Origin of the sequence: Enterobacter cloacae complex sp. EB5 (genome assembly GCF_031432835.1) — a bacterium.
GTDB classification, from domain to species: domain Bacteria; phylum Pseudomonadota; class Gammaproteobacteria; order Enterobacterales; family Enterobacteriaceae; genus Enterobacter; species Enterobacter hormaechei_C.
Genome location: NZ_CP133860.1, coordinates 3,754,302 through 3,772,182 on the forward strand (window position 1 = coordinate 3,754,302; position 17,881 = coordinate 3,772,182).

A 17,881-nucleotide genomic window follows, 5' to 3' on the forward strand; every position below is an offset into this window, starting at 1 on the left:
GCAAATATTAAGCAATCCTGCACGCATCCGCTTCCCAGCGATACCCCACGCCGTACACCGCGCGAATAAACGACTGGTCGGCATCCAGCGCCTCCAGCTTGCGGCGCAGGTTTTTGATGTGGCTGTCGATGGTGCGGTCGGTCACTACGCGGTAATCATCATACAGATGGTTGAGCAGCTGTTCGCGGGAAAACACTTTTCCCGGCTCGTGGGAGAGCGTTTTCAGCAGGCGGAACTCCGCTGGGGTGAGATCCAATAATTTGCTGCGCCAGCTCGCCTGGAAGCGGCTTTCGTCGACGATCAGCGGGCTTTGCGCATCCAGCACCTGCAATTCACGCTGCGGCTTACAGCGGCGGAGGATGGTTTTCACGCGAGCGACCACCTCCCGCGGGCTGTAAGGCTTGCAGATGTAATCGTCGGCGCCGATTTCGAGCCCCAGCAGACGGTCGATCTCTTCGATTTTGGCCGTCACCATCACGATGGGCACATCGGAGAAACGACGAATTTCGCGGCACAGGGTCAGGCCGTCGGTACCCGGCAGCATCAGATCCAGCAGGATCAGATCCGGCGGCGTCTGGCGCACGTAGGGCAGCACCTGGTCGCCGTGGCTGATAAGCGTTGGCGCGTAGCTCGCAGCGCGCAAATAGTCGATCAGCAGTTGCCCAAGTTTAGGCTCGTCTTCCACGATCAAAATACGCGGTGTGTTGTCGTCAATCGGTAACTCGGTCATGCTTCCCTCGATAAATCCCGTTCCAGAGGTAACTCTACTGTAATGCTAACCCCGCCAAAAGGCGAATGGGCGGCGCGGATGGTGCCGCCGTGGGCCTCCACAATGTTAACGCAAATCGCCAGGCCAAGGCCGGAGCCGCCGCTGGCGCGGTTGCGTGAACCTTCGGTGCGATAGAAGCGCTCGAACAGTTTTTCCAGCTGCGCATCCTTCACGCCAGGGGCAGAGTCCGCAAAGGTCAGCGCAAAGCGCCCGTTTTCCTGCCTGCCGGAAATATGCAGCGCGCCGCCGCCGTCGGTGTAGCGGAGGCTGTTCTCCAGCAAATTATTGAACAGCTGCATCAGGCGATCTCTGTCGCCAAATACCACCGCGCTGTCCGGCAGCGAAAGGTTGATTTTCAGGTCACGGCTGGCGAAGCGTTCGCGGAATGCGCCGGTCACGACTTCAAGGATATTGATCACGTCGACTGGAGCTTTCTGGTAGGCCAGGGCGCCTTCGTCGGACATGGAAAGCTGATGCAGATCGTCCACCAGCTTGGTCAGCGTGCCGACTTCCGCCTGTAGCGAGGCCACGGACTCGGGGGTGAACTGCCGCACGCCGTCCTGAATCGCCTCCAGCTCGCCGCGCAGCACCGCCAGCGGGGTGCGCAGCTCGTGCGAAATGTCGGCCATAAAATCGCGGCGCATCTGCTGGTTTTTCTCCAGCGTGCTGGCGAGCTGGTTAAAGTCCTGCGCCAGCTTGCCCAGTTCATCCTGGCTGCGGGTGTCAACGCGGGTCGAGAAATCACCCGCCGCCAGCTTGTGCGTGCCTTCCACCAGGCGCTTAACCGGCGCCAGCAGGCCGCGCGCCAGTGGGAAGGTGGCGAGCGCCGCAAGCAGGGTTGAGAGCGCGACAATCAGCCAGCTGGTCTGACGCTGCTGGCGGTCAAAGTTAATGTCGGTGTTGCGCGTCAGCCGCTCGACCGGCGAGGCGATAACCCAGCCCACCGTGGCGCCGTTCGAGATGATGGCGCGCTTTGTGCCGTCCGGCGGTACCGGAGCGCGCGGGCCTACGAGCACGCGCATCTCCTGATCTATCACCCAGAACTGGGTGCGCCAGCCGTGCGGCGGCATGCCCGGCCCCGGACGGTCGTCGTCGTTATCGTGCTCCAGCGAGCGCAGGATTTGAAACACAAAGCGATCGTTATTGCGCAGAAAACGCCAGTTACCGTGCAGGCTATACTGTTCGCCCAGCGCGTCGCTTAAGCCCTGTAGTCGCTGTTCGTTACCGTGCTTAATGTAGTCAATAAAGCCGCGCTCAAAGCTGACCCGCACCGCCCAGTGCATGGTAATCAGCAGAACGATACAGGTGGCGAAAATCGCCACAAAAAGCTTGCCGGTGATCCCCGGACGCCAGAATTTCATGGTGCACTCCTTTTGCCGCGTCGGATCACGACGTTTTTGATCGTGTCATTCGGTACTCTGGCAAAGATAAAAGCGGGCAGGGCGATAATTACCGCCATGCTGAGGTAAGTGTATAAAAAGACCTGATGCGCGACGGGGGTGTCGGCGCTGAGATGGTGCTGCCCGTACATGCCGAGCAGCAATCCGGCGACCGTGACCCCCACGCTCATGGAGAGCTGCATGATCATCGACAGCAGGCTGTTACCACTGCTCGCCAGCTCGTCCGGCAGATCTTTCAGCGTCAGGGTGTTCATCGACGAGAAGCGCATGGAGTTGATGATCCCCTGGCAGAACAGCACCAGCGGCAGAATGTAGTACCAGCCCAGCAGCGCCACGGCCATAAACAGCAGGCAGACCAGCGCCAGCCCGATCGTGGCGGCCACCAGCACCCGGCGATAGCCAAAGCGGTTCACCACCTGCACCACAATACGCTTCATCCCCATGCTGCCGAGCACCATCGGGATCATCATCAGCCCGGCGTGGAACGGCGAGAAGCCCATCCCAATCTGTAAAAATACCGGCGTCATAAACGGCAACATGCCGCTGCCGATGCGTCCGGCAAAGCTGCCGAACAGACCAAGACGGTAGGTGGGATTCCTGAACAGATTCAGGCTGAACAGCGCGTTAGCGTTACCTCTGGCATGCCACAGATACCAGAGAATCGCGGTGATCCCCAGCGCCACCAGCAGGGCGAGCGACAGGGAGGAGATCCCCAGCCCTTTTTGCCCGTCGAGGGCCAGGGTGAGCGTCGCCATACCAGCCGCCAGCAGGATAAAGCCAACGAAATCAAAGCGCCGGGTCTGCATTTTATAGTTCGGCATCAGCGTCAGGGTGGCAATCGCGCCGATAATACCGACCGGCAGGTTGATCAGGAAGATCCAGTGCCAGGAGGCATACTCCACCAGAATACCGCCCAGCGCCGGGCCAAGCAGCGGGCCGACCTGACCGGGCAAGGTGACGAAGGTCATCGCCGCCATATACTGCGCGCGCGGAACAATTTTCATCACCGTTAACCGCCCGACGGGCACCATCATCGCGCCGCCGACGCCCTGTAGCACGCGCGCCATCACCAGCTGGTCGAGGGTATTGGCCTGGGCGCAAAACAGCGACCCGGTGGTAAACAGAACAATGGCGGTGAAGAAGATGTTTCGCACGCCGACTTTATCCGCCAGCCAGCCGCTGGCAGGCAGCATCACGGCGACCGTCAGCACGTAGGCGACAATCACCATATGCATGTGCAGCGGGCTCTCCCCCAGGCTTTTCGCCATCGAGGGGAGGGCGGTGTTCACGATGGTCGTGTCCAGCGACTGCATAAAGAAGCCGAACGCGACGATCCACAATTGCCAGCGAACGTTACTGGGTAGGTCGGTCATTTACTCGGTCACCGTGGTTCTCTTTTTACGCGAAAAACGCAGCCGCAGGCGGTCAAAGAACAGATAGACTACCGGCGTGGTGTAGAGCGTCAGCAGCTGGCTCATCACCAGGCCGCCGACAATCGTGATCCCCAGCGGCTGGCGCAGTTCAGAGCCGTCACCGCCGGATATAACCAGCGGTAGCGCACCGAACAGCGCGGCCAGGGTAGTCATCATGATCGGGCGAAAACGCAGCAGACAGGCCTGGAATATCGCCTCGTCCGGCGTCAGGTTGCCGTTACGCTGGGCGTCCAGGGCAAAGTCGACCATCATAATCGCGTTTTTCTTCACAATACCTATTAATAGCATGATCCCGATGAGCGCGATTAGGCTGAATGGGGCACCGAACAGCTCCAGCGCCAGCAGCGCCCCCACGCCCGCAGAAGGCAGCGTGGAGAGAATGGTCAACGGGTGCATGTAGCTTTCGTACAGCACGCCCAGCACGATATACACCGTGGCAATGGCCGCCAGGATCAAAATGACCTGCGAGTTCATGGTGTCCTGGAACACCTGCGCCGTACCGGCAAAGCTGCCGCGCACGGAGGAGGGCACCCCGAGCTGGGTCATGGCGCGGTTGATGGCGTCGCTGGCCTCAGACAGCGACGAGCCGGTTGGCAGGTTAAACGAGACGGTCGAGGCGGCGGAAAGCCCCTGGTGGTTTACCGACAGCGGCGCGTTCGACGGCTGCCAGCTGGCGAAGTACGACAGCGGGATCGCCTTGCCGTCATTATTGATCACAAACATCTTGTCCAGTGCGCTGATGTCCTGGGTATAGCGCGGATCAACTTCCATCACCACCTTGTACTGGTTCATCGGCTGATAGATGGTGGAGACTTCACGCTGCCCGAAGGCGTTGTTAAGCAGGCTGTTGGCCGCTTCAACGTTAATGCCCAGGCGGGACATGGTTTCACGATCGTAGGTGAGCGCCATCTCCGCGCCGTTGTTCTGGCTGTCGGAGTTCACGTCCGCCAGTTGCGGCAGCGCGGCGAGCGCTTTACGGATCTTCGGCTCCCACTCGCGCAGGGCGGCTAAGTCATCCGAGAGCAGGGTGTACTGATAGCTGGCGTTAGCCTGTCGTCCGCCGACGCGGATATCCTGAACGGCCATCAAAAACAGATTTGCCCCCGGCTCTTTGGCAAGCTTCAGCCGCAGGCGGTCAATGATCTGCTGCGCCGTTTCGTGACGTTCACCGCGCGGCTTAAGGGTAATAAACATCATCCCGCTGTTAACGCGCGAGCCGCCGGTAAAGCCGGTGACGTTATCCACGGCCGGATCTTCCCGGATGATTTTCATAAAGTCTTGCAGTTTGCCGCGCATCGCCTGGAACGAAATGCTCTGGTCCGCCTGAATACCGCCCATCAGCACGCCGGTATCCTGCTCCGGGAAGAAGGTTTTCGGGATGGTGATATACATCCAGACGTTGAGCACGATGGTGCCGATCAGCACCAGCCCGACAAGACGCGTGTGGTTCAGCACCCACTTCAGCGATTTGCCGTAACCGGACTGCATCGCCATCAGGACGCGGCCAAAGCCTTTCCTGCGCGGCTGCGAGTGCGGTTGGCTGCGCTTTAGCATCCAGCCGCACATCATCGGGGTCAGCGTCAGCGAAATCACTAGGGAGATACCGATGGCGACGGAAAGCGTGACGGCAAATTCGCGCAGCAGTCGCCCCGGCAGGCCGCCCATCAGCAGCAGCGGCAGGAACACCGCCACCAGCGACAGGCTCATGGACAGGACCGTGAAGCCCACTTCGCGCGTCCCCTGAAGCGCCGCCTGGAGCGGCTTCATGCCCGCTTCCAGATGACGCGAGATATTCTCCAGCACCACGATGGCGTCATCCACCACAAACCCGGTGGCAATCGTCAGCGCCATCAGCGACAGGTTGTTAAGACTAAACCCACACAGGTACATGGCGGCAAAGGTGCCTATCAGCGATACCGGAACCGCCACCGCCGGGATCAGCGTGGCGCGCCCCGAGCGCAGGAACAGGAACACCACCAGGATCACCAGCGCGACGGAGATGATCAGCGTTTGCTCTACCTCCTCAAGCGAGGCGCGGATGGTAGGGGAGCGGTCCTGCGCAATCTGGAGGTCGATGGCCGCCGGAATCGTTTCCTGGAGCTCCGGCAGGCGCGCGCGGATGCTGTTCACCGTCTGGATAATGTTGGCTTCCGGCAGCTTGCGGATCATCAGCAAAATCGCCGGTTTGGCGTTAGTCATCCCGGCGTTACGCACGTCCTGCACCGAATCGGTGACGCTGGCGACGTCGCTCAGGCGCACCGCCGCGCCGTTGTTGTAGTGAATAATCAACGGCTGATACTCGGCGGCGGTTTTCAGCTCGTCGTTGGTCTGGATCTGCCAGCGGTGGCTGTTGTCCTCAATCGCGCCCTGCGGCTTACGCACGTTGGCGTTGCTGATGGCGGAACGCACGTCGTCCAGCGATACGCCCTGGTTAAACAGCGCCTGCGGATTCAGCCCCACGCGCACGGCGGGCAGGGAGCTGCCGCCGACGTCCACGTCGCCCACACCGTCAATCTGGGCGATGGTTTGCGCCAGCTGGGTGGAGGCAAAATCGTACAGCTCGCCCTGGGAGTAGGTCTCTGACGTGAGCGTCAGGATCATGATCGGCGCGTCGGACGGGTTGGCCTTGCGGTAGGTTGGACGGCTCGGCATGCCGCTCGGCAGCAGGCTTTGGGCGGCGTTAATCGCGGCCTGCACGTCACGCGCCGCGCCGTTGATATCCCGGTCGAAGTTAAATTCCAGAATGATGCGCGTGCTGCCCAGCGAACTGCTGGAGGTCATCTCGTTGACCCCGGCAATTCGCCCAAGCGAGCGCTCAAGCGGCGTCGCCACCGATGACGCCATGGTTTCCGGCGAGGCACCCGGCAGCGAGGCGCTGACCATGATCACCGGGAAATCGACCTGCGGCAGCGGGGCCACCGGCAGCAACCGGAAGCCCAGCACACCGCACAGGGTGATAGCGACGGAGAGTAAAATCGTCGCCACCGGACGGTAAATGAAGAGGGCGAAAAACTTCACTTACGCCTCCTCTTCACGTTTCGGGAAGCGACTTTTCGTCCACAGGGCCAGACGGTCAAACAGCAGGTAGATAACCGGCGTGGTGAACAGCGTCAGCACCTGGCTCACCAGCAGGCCGCCCACCATCCCGATGCCCAGCGGACGGCGCAGTTCGGCCCCCACGCCGGTGCTCAGCATCAGCGGCAGCGCGCCCAGCAGGGCGGCGAGGGTGGTCATCAGGATCGGGCGAAAACGCAGCAGACAGGCCTGGTAAATGGCCTCGCGCGGCGCCATACCCTGCTCGCGCTCGGCGGCCAGCGCAAAGTCGATCATCATGATGGCGTTTTTCTTCACGATGCCGATAAGCAGAATGATGCCGATGATCGCAATGACGTCCAGCTCGCTCCCCGCCAGCATCAGCGCCAGCAGCGCCCCTACGCCCGCCGTCGGCAGGGTGGAGAGGATGGTGATCGGGTGGATAAAGCTTTCATACAGCACGCCAAGCACGATATACATCGCCACCACCGCCGCGACAATCAGCCAGACGGTGCTGCCCAGCGCGGCCTGGAACGCCAGCGTACTGCCCTGGAACTGGGTCTGAATATCGGACGGGAAGCTGAGTTCTTTCTCCGCGTCCAGAATGGCCTCCACCGCTTCGCCCAGGGAATACCCGTCCGGCACGTTGAAGGAAATGGTGGTGGACGGGAACTGATCGAGATGGTTAATCGACAGCGGGGTGTGACGCTCTTCCACGCTGGCAATGGCGCTGAGCGGCACAATCCCGCCGTCTTTGCTGGTCAGGCGCACCGTGTCCAGCGCGGCCAGCCCGGGCGTGTTCTCGGTGTTATGTTCCAGCACCACGCGATACTGGTTGGCCTGGGTGTAAATGGTGGAGATCAGTCGCTGACCAAAGGCGTTATACAGGGCGTTATCCACGTCGGACATGGTAATGCCCAGACGGCTGGCGGTGTCGCGGTTGACGTTCACGTACGCCGCCAGCCCTTTATCCTGCCAGTCGCTGCTGACGTCAGAAACCTGCGGCAGTGCTTTCAGCTTGTCCACCAGCTGCGGCACCCAGGTGCTGAGTGCCTCAAGCGAGGTGGCCTGGAGCGTAAACTGGTACTGCGTGCGGCTCACCTGCGTATCAATGGTTAAATCCTGGATCGGTTGCAGATACAGCTCAATGCCCGGCACGCGCGCCACCGCGCTTTGCAGGCGCTCAATTACCGCGTTGACGCGATCGTCGCGGTCATCGAGCGGTTTAAGGTTAATTTGCAGGCGCGCGCTGTTGAGCGACGGGTTGGTGCCGTCCACGCCCACGTAGGCAGTCAGGCTTTCCACCGCCGGATCTTTCATGATGATCTCAGACACCTGCTGCTGGCGCTGCGCCATGTTGGCGAAGGAGACCGTCTGCGGCGCCTGAAGCGTGCCCTGAATAATGCCGTTGTCCTGAATCGGGAAGAAGCCTTTCGGAATGAAAATCCACAGCATGACGCTGAGCGCCAGGGTGCCGAGCGCCACGCCGAGCGTCGCCCACGGATGGTTCAGGACTTTTGCCAGCACGCGGCCGTAGGCGGCGATAATGCGCTCGAACATCCGCTCGGAGGCGCGCGAGAAGCGGTTTTGCTTGCGCAAGGACTCGTGGCTCAGCATGCGGGCGCACATCATCGGCGTCAGCGTCAGCGACACCACGGCAGAAATCAGAATGGCGACCGCCAGCGTCACGGCAAACTCGCGGAACAGCCGCCCGACGATATCGCCCATAAACAGCAGCGGGATCAGCACCGCAATCAGCGAGAAGGTGAGCGAGATAATGGTAAAGCCAATCTCCCCCGCGCCCTTCAGCGCGGCGGCTAACGGCTTTTCACCTTTTTCGATATAGCGCGAGATGTTCTCGATTACCACGATGGCGTCGTCCACCACAAACCCGGTGGCGATGGTGAGCGCCATCAGCGTCAGGTTGTTAATCGAGAAGTCGAGGAACACCATCACCGCGAACGTGCCGACCAGCGAGAGCGGCACGGCGACGGCGGGAATGATGGTTGCCGGGACGTTGCGCAGGAATAGGTAGATGATCATCACCACCAGCGCAATCGCCAGCATCAGCTCGAACTGGGTGTCGGTCACTGACGCGCGAATATTCGTGGTGCGGTCAGAGAGCACTTTCACGCTGACCGATTTTGGCAGGCTTTCCACCAGCTGCGGCAGCATGGTGCGAATGCTGTCGGCGGTATCAATAATATTCGCGCCCGGCTGGCGCTGAACGTTCATGACAATCGCCTGCTGCTTATTGGCCCACGCCCCGAGCCAGCTGTTTTCCGCGCCTTGTTCGACGGTGGCTACGTCGCCCAGGCGGATCGGCGCGCCGTTCTGGTAGGCAATGATCAGCTGACGGTACTCATCGGCAGACTGCATCTGGTCGTTGGCGGAGAGCGTGACCGCGCGGGTCGGGCCGTCCAGCGACCCCTTCGCTGAGTTGACGTTGGCGCTGCTGATGGCGGTGCGAATGGTTTCGCTGGTTAACCCCAGCGCGGCAATGGCCTGGGCATTCAGTTTGACGCGAACGGCGGGGCGTTGACCGCCCGCCAGCGTCACCAGCCCTACGCCGGTCACCTGCGAAATCTTCTGCGCCACGCGGGTTTCAACCATGTCTTCCACCTGGGTCATCGGCATGGCGGAGGAGGTGACGGCAAGGGTCATGATCGGCGGATCCGCCGGGTTGACCTTGCTGTAAACCGGTGGATTCGGCAGGTCAGACGGCAGCAGGTTAGTGGCGGCGTTAATCGCGGCCTGCACCTCCTGCTCGGCGACGTCCAGCGACAGCGTGAGCTGGAACTGAAGCGTGACGACCGAAGCGCCGCCGGAGCTCTGGGAAGACATCTGCTTCAGGCCAGACATCTGGCCAAACTGACGCTCCAGCGGGGCGGTGATGGCGGACGTCACCACATCCGGACTGGCGCCCGGATAGAGGGTGACAACCTGAATGGTCGGGTAGTCCACTTCCGGCAGCGCCGACACGGGCAGAAAACGGTAGCCAATGATCCCGGCCAGCAGGATCGCCACCATCAACAGGGTCGTCGCAACCGGACGTAAGATAAACAGGCGTGATGGCCCACCTGTAGAGCTCGGCGGCATCACCTGCATCAGGCTTTTGCTCCTGTATCCTGCGCTTCCACCACTTCGACCTGCGCCCCTTCGGTCAGCCGGTCAATACCGTCGGTCACGACGCGGTCGCCAGCGGACAGCCCGGCGCTGATCACCACCGTCTGGCTGTCCTGGATGCCGGTTTTCACCAGGTGTTTGCTGACCTTGTTTTCGCTGTTCAGCACCCAGACAAAGTTGCCTTCACTGCCCATTTGCAGGGCCGCCGTCGGGATTACTACCGCGTTTTCTTCGGTCGCGACCAGCATTCGCGCATTAACGAACTGATTCGGGAACAGGGCATCGTCCTGATTGTTGAAGCGTGCTTTTAGCTTGATGGTGCCGGTGGTGGTGTCGATCTGGTTATCCAGGCTCAGCAGCGAACCTTCGCTCAGCTTCTGCTTGTTGGTGCGATCCCAGGCTTCAACCACCAGCGCTTTTCCGGCCTTCTGCGCCTGTATCACCGTCGCAATGTCGCTTTCCGGCAGGGTAAAGACGAGATCGATAGGATGCGTCTGGGTGATCACCACGATTCCCGTGGTATCGCCGCTGGAGATTTGGTTGCCGATATCAACCTGTTTCAGGCCCACGCGGCCGTCAATCGGCGCGGTGATCCGGCTCCAGTCGAGCTGGAGCTGGGCGCTGGCGACCGCGGCTTCGTCGGCCTTGATGGTGCCCTGAGATTCACTGACCAGAGACTGCTGGGTGTCCAGCTCCTGGCGCGACACGAGGTTGGTTTTTACCAGCTGCTGATAGCGGGCTAAATCGCGGCGGGCATTGGCGAGGGTGGCTTTGTCTTTCGCGAGCTGCCCCTGCGCCTGCGCCAGGGCCACCTTAAACTGGCTTGGATCGATTTCCGCCAGCAGATCGCCCGCTTTCACCTGCTGACCTTCCTGGAAGTGGATGGCCATCAGCTGACCGTCCACGCGGCTACGTACCGTCACGGTGTTGGCGGCAGTGATGGTTCCCAGCCCGGAGAGATAACGAGGCACCGCTTTATTCACCGCCGTTGCCGCCTGCACCGGTGCCAGCGCACCGCCGCGCATACCGTGGCGCCCGCCGCCCGTTGAGCGTTGTGAGGGGCTATTAGCGCCAGCAGGTGCCGTGGAGTTCGCGGACTGGCTGTGCCAGTGCCAGGCGGCGGCCAGGACCACCACAATCAGACCAACGGCGATTGCCCAGCGGGATTTGTTACTGCCTTTCATCGTTATACGTTCTCATCCTGAAACTCTTTCGGGGAATGATACTAGTTTAGTCAGCTAACACAGCGGAAAAATGGAGGAAATATGGAAGACTGTCGGGAATTGTCTGAGTGTGGCGCTGCGGTTTCGCCTTCGCCGGGTGGCGCTGCGCTTACCCGGCCTACGGTTGGAGGATCTTGTAGGCCGGGTAAGGCGAAGCCGCCACCCGGCACAACCCCATTAGCTAAACACCACCTGCGCCCAGCGCGCCAGCCCTGCCGTAACGGAGCCAAAGTCATCGCCGCCGGCAATCGGGATCCCCGGCAGCTGTTCCGCCAGCGCTTTCTTGATCAGCGGCGAACGGGCGCTACCGCCAGTCAGGTAAATCACGTCCGGCTTCACGTTGCCGTTCTCAAGCGCCAGCTGCACCTGCTCCAGAATACGCTGAAGCGGCTGAGTCAGCGCCATTTCCAGCCCTTCCTGGGTGATAGTCGTAGCCAGATCGTCACTGATAAACGGCAGCGAAACCGCATGCTCAGGACGATCGGAAAGGGCAATTTTGCTCTCTTCGGCGGTGCGCACCACGCGGTAGCTCAGGCGCTGACGCCACACCTTATACAGCAGTGCGACCTTCTCTGCATCCTGCGCATCACGCACCAGATCGTTGAGGAAACGGCCATTCGCGGTGCTGTAAAAATCACTCTGGGCAGGGACGTCGTTGATGGCAATCGCGTTCCACCACGGCAGGATCGGCAGGGCGATGCCTTTCTCGGTTTGACCGCCCATACCGAGCAGCGGCATCAGGCTCTTGAATGCCAGGGCAATATCCAGATCGTTCCCGCCCACGCGGCAGCCGCTGTGCCCCAGCAGACTGTTTTCACGATCGCGACGGTGATGCCACTGGGGACCCATCAGCAGTAATGAACAGTCCGTCGTACCGCCGCCGATGTCCACCACCAGCACCCGTTTCTCTTCCGTCAGCGTGGCTTCAAAATCCAGCCCCGCCGCAACCGGCTCATACTGGAACACCACGTCACGGAAGCCTGCCCGGTGCGCTGCACGCTCAAGGATCCCCTGCGCCTGCTGGTTGGCTTCGTCGCCGCCCAGCCCCTGGAAGTTAATCGGACGGCCAATCACCGCCTGGGTGATGGCATCCGGCACCTGGGACTGCGCCTGATTGCGGATGTGCAGCATCATTGCGCAGACCAGATCTTCAAACATCGCCACCTGCTGCGGCTTCAGGCCGCTGGCGCCGAGGAAGGATTTCGGCGATTTAACGAAGTAGACCTCTTCCGGGTCTTCAATGTACTGCCCGAGGGAGGAGAGGCCGAACTGCACGCTGGAAGGTGTAACGTCGATATCTTCCTCGCGGTTAAAGCTGACCGCACGGCGCAGCAGCGCCTGGGTCTCTGCCGCCGTGGCCGGAACCTGATGGTGGCGGAACAGCCACTCGCTCACCGCTTCACGCGTGGGCGCACAAAGCATTGACGGCAACAGCGTACTGCCGTTTTCCATTTTCAGGAGCTGCGGTTGTCCGTTTTGCATTATCGCAACCGAGCAGTTTGCGGTGCCGTAGTCGAATCCAATAAACACAATAAATCCCCATGCCGGTGAGAAGGGGCGAGACTTTAGCGAAATGTCTGTCAGGCGACAACAGGAATATGAAAGCAAGGCGCAACGCGATCTTTCGGTTTATGCTGAGGTAAATACAAAAGGAGAGACAATGTACACCCTGAACTGGCAACCGCCCTATGACTGGTCGTGGATGTTTGGCTTTCTTGCCGCGCGTGCGGTCACCGGGGTTGAGACCGTTACGGAGGATTACTACGAGCGCAGTTTTGGCTATGCCGGGCACCAGGGCATTTTCCGGGTTACGCCAGACAGCGCAACCCATACGCTGGCGGTGTCGCTCAGTCCTGGCCTGATCCCGGTGGCGGATATCTGCCTCGACCGCATCGCCCGCCTGTTTGACCTCGATTGCGACCCGCTGCACATTGCGAAGACCCTGGGCGATCTCGGCACGGCGCGGCCGGGGTTACGTTTGCCGGGCGCGATGGATGCCTACGAGCAGGGCGTGCGCGCCATTCTCGGACAACTGGTGAGCGTGGCGATGGCGGCTAAACTGGCGTCACGGGTGGTGGCGCTGTGCGGTGAACCCATCCAGGACGCGCCGGGCTACCTCTGCTTTCCTCCGCCAGAGGTGCTGGCCGCGGCGGATCCGCTGGCGTTGAAAGCCCTCGGAATGCCGCTCAGGCGTGCGGAGTCGTTGATTCATCTGGCGCAGTCGGTGGTGGACGGTGAATTCCCGCTGTTCCCGCCTGAGAACGTTGAGGCCGGGATGAAGGCGCTACAGCAGCGCCCCGGCATCGGGCGCTGGACCGCGAATTACCTGGCCCTGCGCGGCTGGCAGGCGAAGGATGTTTTCCTGCCGGATGACTATCTGATTAAACAGCGCTTTGCCGGTATGACGCCCGCGCAGATCCGTCGCTATGCCGAGCGCTGGCAGCCGTGGCGCTCGTATGCGCTGTTACATATCTGGTACACCGACGGCTGGTCGCCGTCAGTTGATGGCGAAATAGCTGGTATTCAGCAGTAGATCAAGCGGCTGCGCTTCCCCGATGGTGTCGCCGTAAATGAAGTCAACGCCGATGCCCGACAGCGTATCCATCATGATCGACTGATGGCATGGCCCGGCAATAGTTTTTATGCCCAGACGCTGGGCGTGGCCCTGAATGATTGTCACCATCATCTCATCCATCAGATTGCCGTGGACGTTGGTCACCACGTCTGCATCCAGCAGCAGATAATCAGCGGTGTTGGCGCTGAGCTGGCTGAAGACGTTCATATCGCGTCCGACCCGGGTCAGCACCACGCGACAGCCAGCCTGACGAAGCTTTTGCAGACCCTGCTGCACGTTTTCATCCGTATTGCTCAGCACATCAGCGGCGATCGCCAGATGCAGCAGCCGCGCCGGCAGCGGTCCTTTGGTAATGAGGTCCAGCAGCTCATCCACCAGCGTGACGCTGGCTAAACCCGCCTCTGAGAGCGGCAGCGCGACGCCCATTCCTTTAGCCGCCACCTGTGCGGCATAGGTACGGAAAAATTCGCTGAATATCCGTCGGTCCAGGGCGTGCAGCAGCTCCGGCTCCGCCAGCCCGGCGCGGAAGGCATGCTCTTCCAGCACTTCCCCCTGACTGGTCCACAGCCGCAAGGAAATCAGCCAGAAGCTACTGCTCTCGGGAATGCGCGGCGAGGCGACGCTGCGGGCGATCATCAGCAGATGGTTATCTTTAATCATGTCCCACTGCTCATCCAGCGACATCATGCTGCGCGTGCTGTGGATCCGCTCCTGCTGGGGTTCGTAGACGGTGACCACGCCGCGCCCGCTGTTTTTCGAGGCGTAGCAGGCGATATCAGCCTGCGACATCACTTCCGCAGCCTGATAATTGGTGTCGTCAATCAGCGTAATCCCCGCGCTGGCACCAATGCGGTGCAGGCGTCCTTCCCAGGAAAAATGATAGTTGTTGATGGCGTCGATCAACCGGCCCGCAATATAGCGTGCGCTTTCAACGTTGCAGTCCGGCAGCAGCAGGCCAAACTCGTCGCCGCCCAGACGCGCCAGCACGTCGCTGGAGCGCAGCATGGTCAGCATCAGCGAAGAGAGTTCGCGCAGAAGAGCGTCGCCCGCCGCGTGGCCTGCCGTATCGTTCACCGCCTTGAAACGGTCAAGATCGATAAAGACCAGCGCGTGACGCTGATGGGTCTCCTGTACCGTCTGCAACAGACGCTTCAGATGGTTTTCAAAGCTGACACGGTTCGCCAGGTGGGTAAGGGCGTCATGGGAAGCGCTGTAGCTCAGCTGGCGCAGCATTTTGCGCGACTCGGTGACGTCCTGAATCACCAGCACCGAGCCGATGGTGTGCCCTTCCAGAGTGCTGAGGGGGGTAATGCTGTAATGAATGTCGAAACTGCCGCCATTGCGGCAGTTAAGCACCACATCCTGTTCGATATCGGTACGGGACATATCGCCGCTGTGGATGTTTTCCATTAACGGACCGTTCTCGCCGAAGGTAATGTGCAGCACCTTCAGAACGGGCTGACCCAGCGCTTCGCTTTGCGACCAGCCGCTCATCTTCTCGGCGACCGGGTTCATAAAGGTGATGTTCATGTCGATGTCGGTGCACAGCACCGCTTCGCCGATGGAGTCGAGGGTGATATGCAGGCGCTCTTTTTCCTGGAACAGCGCCTCGTTCAGCTGCTTCACCTCGGTCATATCCATGTTGATCCCTAACAGCCGCTCCACTTCGCCCTGTTTGTTCAGCACCCGGTTCGCCAGCGAACGAATGTGGCGGATGCCATCCTTGACGCGAATGCGAAATTCCAGCTTGAAAGGCACCCTGGCCTGGAGTGACTCACGCAGGACCTGTTCGGCGTGCGTACGATCTTCAGGCACCATGGCCGCATGCCAGAGCTGCCAGGTGGGTTTAATGTGCGGGGGGATCTCGTACAGCTCAAACATTCGTTTATCCCAGCTGATCACGTCCGGCTCGAGATCCCACTCCCAAATCCCGATTCCGCCGGCTTCGTTAGCGAGAGTGATACGCTCCATCAGACGCTTATTCACCCACTCGGTCTGTTTCAGATCGTTGATGTCTTCAATCTGGGCAATAAAGTAGAGCGGTGTGCCGTCGGCATGGCGCACAACGGAGACGGCCAGCAGCGCCCACACCACCTCGCCGCTACGGGTGTAGTAGCGTTTTTCGAGGCTGTAGGTGTTGATCTCGCCGTGAATCAGCTGTTGCAACTGCTCCAGGTCAGTATTTAAATCTTCCGGCCAGGTTAACTGCTGGAACGTGAGCGACTGAAGCTCTGACTGGCTGTAACCGAGGAAATTACACAGCGCCTTGTTGGCCTGGAGCCACTGGCCCTCAATGCCCACCAGCGCCATACCAATCGCGGAATATTCCATCGCATTGCGAAAACGTTCTTCGCTTTCCGTAATATGTTTACGCTCGGCCCGAAAGGCATACATTACCATCGTCATAATATTGGCGGGCAGCAGCATCATCAGGAAGGGGAGCCACGGCGCGTTGAAGGTGACGATCATGGTGGAGGGCGTCATGGAGAGCGGATTTCGCGCCATCATCAGGGACACCATCATGATGGTGAATAAAAAAATCAGGAACGCTTCCATACGCGGCAGACGTACCGCGCTCCACATCAGCAGAACGATGATGCAGGTGAATGGCCACGGCAGCCAGGTGATTGCCGTCCAGCTAAGAACCAGCGTGACGACCAGGGTCACCAGCGTTTCCAGCAGCAGTTTCGGGTTGCGGTGGCGCAGCAGATAATGCGGTTTAAACAGCAGACCTAACGGCACCAGCGCCAGCGCGCCAATGGCCTCTGAAAGTACCCAGACAAGGAAATTACGCAGCGGCTCCGCGCTCGGCACCAGAAAATGAACCAGTACGCCCCCCACCAGCGGCGGCACCAGGGCACTCCCGAGGGCAAGCCGGACCCAGTCGTTGAGGTTTTGCAGCGGATTATACCAGGGGAGCAGTTTACGCAATAACAGCGCGCCAACCGTGGCCTCAATGATATTGATCGCCGTGTAGGTGATGTTGAGCGATGCCCATGAGAAGAGCATCCACGAGGCAAAGATATTGCCAAAGGAGCAGGCGAGGGCAATCCCGGGCCACATTTTTCCCGCGTGGCGGTAAAACGCCACCATCATAATTGAAGTCGGGAACCATAATGGCGCCAGCAGCGTACCGAAGCGAGTCAGCTCGAGGGAAAATAAGGTGAAGATGAACGTGACCAGACCCAGACAGACAAGCCGCAGTAAAGGATGTGGGGTAGTAACCAAAACCCGCTGGTATTGTTTATTCATTACCGCTCTATCCAGGGACGCCATGTTGTCAGGAGCCAGGTCCGGACGCGTGAAATTATTAATTTGGTTTATGCTAGTACAAACATTTTACAATTCATATGCTGAGTGGTCAGATTTTGACTTCATAGACTTATAAAATAGTTACTCTGCGAAGAAGGGTGATGAAATGGCGAAAAACCGCGCGTAAAAATTTCGCTAAAGGCGTGAAACGGCGCTTTTCAGCCCGCCTCGCATAACCTGCGCATTCGACTGGTATCACGCCCCCGAAATCCCTATAATTGCCGCGTTTGACGCTCCGGCGTCGTCCTTCCTTACATCCAGGTTAATCAGGTCGCTAAATTTATGACTGATAAGTCTCATCAGTGCGTCATCATAGGCATCGCCGGCGCATCGGCTTCAGGTAAAAGTCTTATTGCCAGTACGCTTTATCGCGAACTGCGTGAACAAGTGGATGATGAGCATATCGGTGTGATTCCCGAAGATAGCTATTACAAAGATCAATCCCATCTCTCGATGGAAGAGCGCGTAAAAACCAACTACGACCACCCCAGTGCGATGGATCACAGCCTGCTGTTCCAGCATCTGGAAGCGCTGAAGCGCGGCGAGGCGATTGAGCTGCCCGTCTACAGCTACGTGGAACATACCCGCACCCAGGAAACGATCCGCATCGAGCCCAAGAAGGTGATTATCCTTGAAGGGATTTTGCTGCTCACCGACGCCCGTCTGCGCGAATCAATGAACTTCTCGATTTTCGTCGATACCCCGCTGGATATCTGCCTGATGCGGCGTATTAAACGCGACGTTAACGAACGCGGCCGCTCCATGGACTCCGTGATGGCGCAATATCAGAAAACCGTTCGCCCGATGTTCCTGCAATTTATTGAGCCTTCGAAACAATACGCCGATATTATCGTGCCTCGCGGCGGTAAAAACCGGATTGCCATTGATATCTTAAAAGCGAAAATCAGTCAGTTTTTTGAATAAGCCGTGTGAATTGTGTACCGTTCAGAGATAACCTGGTTTTGCCCTGACGCCGTAAGGCTTCAGGGCGCGATGCACGAAAGGAGAAA

10 protein-coding genes are annotated in these 17,881 nt (G+C 59.7%); 2 read left to right on the top strand and 8 right to left on the bottom strand.

Annotated elements, in window-relative coordinates; genetic code table 11:
- Nucleotides 1-7: 7 nt before the first annotated feature.
- The 7 genes from baeR to yegD form a co-directional block, all read right to left on the bottom strand.
- Entirely contained in the window at nucleotides 8-730 is a 723-nt protein-coding gene (gene baeR, locus RHN82_RS18045) for a two-component system response regulator BaeR (RefSeq protein WP_015572364.1), read from the bottom strand.
- Nucleotides 727-2,130 (bottom strand): two-component system sensor histidine kinase BaeS, encoded by a 1,404-nt coding sequence (gene baeS / locus RHN82_RS18050; RefSeq protein WP_047053434.1) that lies wholly within the window; start codon nucleotides 2,128-2,130, stop codon nucleotides 727-729. Before baeS ends, baeR begins: the two co-directional genes overlap by 4 nt.
- Nucleotides 2,127-3,542, bottom strand: coding sequence for an MFS transporter (locus RHN82_RS18055; RefSeq protein WP_047053436.1), 1,416 nt, complete (start codon nucleotides 3,540-3,542; stop codon nucleotides 2,127-2,129). The genes baeS and RHN82_RS18055 overlap by 4 nt, the downstream gene beginning before the upstream one ends.
- Nucleotides 3,543-6,620 (bottom strand): multidrug efflux RND transporter permease subunit MdtC, encoded by a 3,078-nt coding sequence (gene mdtC / locus RHN82_RS18060; RefSeq protein ID WP_048982119.1) that lies wholly within the window; start codon nucleotides 6,618-6,620, stop codon nucleotides 3,543-3,545.
- Nucleotides 6,621-9,743, bottom strand: a complete 3,123-nt coding sequence (locus tag RHN82_RS18065) for an MdtB/MuxB family multidrug efflux RND transporter permease subunit (RefSeq protein WP_047053441.1) — start codon at nucleotides 9,741-9,743, stop codon at nucleotides 6,621-6,623.
- Complete coding sequence (locus RHN82_RS18070; protein WP_047053444.1) at nucleotides 9,743-10,945, bottom strand: MdtA/MuxA family multidrug efflux RND transporter periplasmic adaptor subunit; 1,203 nt, start codon at nucleotides 10,943-10,945, stop codon at nucleotides 9,743-9,745. Before RHN82_RS18070 ends, RHN82_RS18065 begins: the two co-directional genes overlap by 1 nt.
- Nucleotides 10,946-11,161: 216 nt before the next feature.
- Nucleotides 11,162-12,514, bottom strand: a complete 1,353-nt coding sequence (yegD, locus tag RHN82_RS18075; RefSeq protein WP_047053446.1) for a molecular chaperone — start codon at nucleotides 12,512-12,514, stop codon at nucleotides 11,162-11,164.
- A gap of 130 nt (nucleotides 12,515-12,644) precedes the next feature.
- On the opposite strand from yegD, the gene alkA reads away from it, so the two are divergent.
- The gene (gene alkA / locus RHN82_RS18080; protein ID WP_047053448.1) at nucleotides 12,645-13,517 is read left to right on the top strand and encodes a DNA-3-methyladenine glycosylase 2; all 873 of its coding nucleotides are present in this window, start codon (nucleotides 12,645-12,647) and stop codon (nucleotides 13,515-13,517) included.
- Here alkA and RHN82_RS18085 read toward each other — a convergent pair.
- Nucleotides 13,482-16,811 carry a diguanylate cyclase gene (locus RHN82_RS18085; RefSeq protein ID WP_047053449.1) on the bottom strand — a complete coding sequence of 1,110 codons (3,330 nt, stop codon included), beginning with the start codon at nucleotides 16,809-16,811 and terminating at the stop codon, nucleotides 13,482-13,484. The two genes, alkA and RHN82_RS18085, sit on opposite strands and share 36 nt — an antisense overlap.
- 342 nt (nucleotides 16,812-17,153) lie before the next feature.
- Here RHN82_RS18085 and udk point away from each other — a divergent pair, with 342 nt between their 5' ends.
- Nucleotides 17,154-17,795, top strand: coding sequence for a uridine kinase (gene udk, locus RHN82_RS18090; RefSeq protein ID WP_310398405.1), 642 nt, complete (start codon nucleotides 17,154-17,156; stop codon nucleotides 17,793-17,795).
- Nucleotides 17,796-17,881 lie beyond the last annotated feature (86 nt).